General features: G+C 65.6%; 3 protein-coding genes and 1 pseudogene. All 4 read left to right on the top strand.

Annotated elements, in window-relative coordinates; genetic code table 11:
- The coding region (locus EN935_RS27640; RefSeq protein WP_127373823.1) for a glycine betaine ABC transporter substrate-binding protein at positions 1–749 on the top strand (749 nt) is incomplete at its 5' end.
- A gap of 55 nt (positions 750–804) precedes the next feature.
- Complete coding sequence (locus EN935_RS27635; protein WP_127265158.1) at positions 805–1,968, top strand: ABC transporter permease; 1,164 nt, start codon at positions 805–807, stop codon at positions 1,966–1,968.
- Positions 1,965–2,903: an ABC transporter ATP-binding protein gene (locus EN935_RS27630; RefSeq protein ID WP_126068793.1), complete on the top strand. Its 939-nt coding sequence runs from the start codon at positions 1,965–1,967 to the stop codon at positions 2,901–2,903. The genes EN935_RS27635 and EN935_RS27630 overlap by 4 nt, the downstream gene beginning before the upstream one ends.
- Positions 2,900–3,362: pseudogene (locus EN935_RS27625) on the top strand (ABC transporter permease); the annotation flags it as partial. The gene EN935_RS27630 and the pseudogene EN935_RS27625, both read left to right, overlap by 4 nt.

Here is a 3,362-nt window from a genome sequence, read left to right as displayed (position 1 = left end):
ACCGAATCCAGCTCGGCGGCACGCCGGTGGTGCGCAAGGCGATCACCGCCGGCGAGATCGACATCTATCCGGAATACACCGGCAACGCCGCCTTCTTCTTCGAGAAGGCCGACGACCCGGTCTGGAAAGATGCCGCCAAGGCTTATGAGACAGCCAAGAAGCTCGACTACGACGCCAACAAGATCGTCTGGCTGTCGCCGTCGCCCGCCAACAACACCTGGGCGATCGCGTTGCGCAAGGAAGTCGCCGAGACCAACAAGCTCGCCACGCTCACCGACTTCGGCAAATATGTCGCGGGCGGCGGCCAGGTGGTGCTGGCGGCTTCCGCCGAGTTCGTCAATTCGGCCGCTGCTCTGCCGGCCTTCCAGACCACCTATGGCTTCACGCTGAAGCCTGAGCAACTGATCACGCTCTCGGGCGGCGACACCGCGGCCACCATCGCTGCCGCCGCCAACCAGACCAGTGGCGCCAACGCCGCCATGGTCTACGGCACCGATGGCGGCATCGCACCGTCCGGGCTCGTCGTGCTCGACGACGACAAGGGCGTGCAGCCGGTCTACCAACCGGCGCCAATCATTCGCGAAAAGGTGCTGAAGGAACATCCCGAGATCGAGACGCTGCTCAAGCCGGTCTTCGCCAAACTCGACCTCGTCACGCTGCAGGAGTTGAACGGTCGCGTGCAGGTCGGCGGCGAGCCGGTCAAGGGCGTCGCCGAAGACTTCCTGAAGAAGAACGGCTTCCTGAAGTAGGACGATTCCGGCGCGCCGCTTTCGTGGCGCGCCGGATCGACTGACGGGGGAGGGCGTGAACATTCGGTTCGACAAGCTCGGCGTGGTCATCGCCGCGATATCAGCCTATGCGGCTTTTGCCGCGCCCTTTGCCACGTTCCGCGCTAACCGCATCGTCCCCGGCCAGGCGCGCTCGATTCTCGAGGCGCTGCCGGCAACCATCGGGGCGCTGCTGCTCGCCATCATCGTCGTCGCCGCGCTCATTGCTCTGTTCAGGACGCCGCTTGTGCTGCGCCTCGCCGCCAGCGTGGTGGCGCTTGCCGCGCTCGCGCTGCTGGTTGGCGTCGCCGGCACATTTCTCACGCCGGCGGGCAACACCTTTGCGAGGGTTTCGCCGGCCTCAGGCTTCTGGATTCTCATCTTTGCCTTCACGCTTTTGCTGGCTGATGTGCTGACACGGCTGAACCTGTCGCCCTGGGGGCGGGTTGGTGTGCTGGTCGCGGCCAGCGCGGCGATCGGTCTTTTGCTGATTTCGGGAAGCTGGAACGACCTTTCCATCCTGAAGGAATACGCCAACCGCGCCGACAGTTTCTGGGCGGAAGGCTCCAAGCATGTGACGCTGGCGCTCGGTTCGCTGGCTGCTGCGGTGATCGTCGGCCTGCCGCTCGGCATCCTGTGCCATCGCGTCGAAAGGCTGCGCGCCGGCGTGCTCAACGTGCTCAACATCATCCAGACCATTCCCTCGATCGCGCTGTTCGGCCTGCTGATCGCGCCACTCGGCTGGGTCGCCACGCATGTGCCGGGGGCTGCCGCGCTCGGCATTCGTGGCATCGGCACAGCACCCGCCTTCGTCGCACTGTTCCTCTATTCGCTGCTGCCGGTGGTGGCCAACACCGTGGTCGGTCTCGCCGGCGTGCCGCGGGCCGCCAACGACGCCGCGCGCGGCATGGGCATGACCGACAGGCAGCGCCTGTTCGGCGTCGAGTTTCCGCTGGCATTTCCTGTCATTCTCACCGGCATCCGCATCGTTTTGGTGCAGAACATCGGCCTTGCCACCATTGCCGCGCTGATCGGTGGCGGTGGTTTCGGCGTCTTCGTCTTCCAGGGCGTTGGCCAGACGGCGATGGACCTTGTGCTGCTCGGCGCCGTGCCAACGGTCGCGCTCGCCTTCGCCGCCGCCATCATCCTCGATGCGGTGATCGAAATGACTGCCACCAAGCGCAGGGTTGAAACGGCATGATCGAGATCGAAGGTATTACCAAGCGCTATGACGCGACAACAGTGGTCGATGACGTTTCGATGGTCATCGAGCCGCGCACGGTTTGCGTCATTGTCGGCACCTCCGGTTCCGGCAAGACGACGCTGCTGCGCATGATCAACCGGCTGGTCGAGCCGACCTCGGGCATCATCAAGCTCGACGGCGCCGACAATCGTTCGCTGCCGGGTTACGAGCTGCGCCGCAGCATCGGCTACGCCATCCAGGGCCACGGCCTGTTTCCGCATCGTACGGTGGCGCAGAACATTGCCACCGTGCCGGTGCTGCTCGGCTGGGACAAGGCCCGCATCAAGGCCCGGGTCGACGAGTTGATGACGCTCTATCAGCTCGATCCCGAAGCATTCGGTCCGCGCTACCCGCACGAACTGTCCGGCGGCCAGCAGCAGCGTGTCGGCGTTGCCCGCGCGCTCGCCGCCGAGCCCAACGTGCTGTTGATGGACGAACCGTTCGGCGCGTTGGATCCGATCATCCGCACCAAGGCGCAGGAGGATCTGCTGGCGATCCAGAAGCGCTTCGGCACCACCATCATCCTCGTCACCCACGACATGGAAGAGGCCGTGCATATGGGCGACAAGATCGCGGTCATGGATGCCGGCAAGCTCGTGCAATACGCCAAGCCAGCCGAGATCCTGGCGAAGCCTGCAAGTGCCTTCGTCGAGACCCTGGTCGGCGCCAGCGAGCGGCCGTTCCGGTTGCTGTCGCTCGGTCGCGTCCGCGATGCCGTGGAGAAGGGCTCGGCCGAAGGCGAAGCGATCCCCGGCGACGCCAGCCAGCGCGACGCACTGGCCGAATTGTTGTGGTCGGGCCGGCCGGCGCTGCCCGTCAAAGGCGCCGACGGCAAGCCGCTTGGCCGCGTCACCGTCGACGGTCTGGTGAAACGCGCGGCGAGGCCGGCATGAAGGCCTGGCTTCCATCGCTGCTCAGGCTGGCCTTGGTGGTGCTGCTCGTCGCCTTTGTCACCAATCCCGGCTGGTTCGAGCCACTGCTGAAGCCGTTGACCGAGAACAATGCGCCGGTGATCTACAACCAGGGCAGCCTGCTGACGCTGACATTGCTGCATTTGCGCACGGTTCTGATCGCCACCGTGGCTGCAACCATCGTCGCGGTGGCGCTTGCCATCCTGGTCACCAGACCGGCCGGTGCCGAATTCCTGCCGCTGTCGCGCAGCCTGGTCAACATCGGCCAGACCTTTCCGCCGGTGGCGGTGCTGGCGCTCGCGGTGCCGGCCGTTGGCTTCGGCGAGAAGCCGACGCTGATCGCGCTGTTTCTCTACGGCCTGCTGCCTATCTTCGAGAATGCGCTGACCGGCCTGACGACGCTGCCGGCCAATGTGGTCGAGGCGGCGCGCGGTGCCGGCA

Origin of the sequence: Mesorhizobium sp. M7D.F.Ca.US.004.03.1.1 (assembly GCF_003998635.1) — a bacterium.
Classification (GTDB): Bacteria; Pseudomonadota; Alphaproteobacteria; order Rhizobiales; family Rhizobiaceae; genus Mesorhizobium; species Mesorhizobium loti.
Note: the sequence above shows the minus strand (reverse complement) of the source record. Positions and strands in the feature narration are given on the sequence as shown.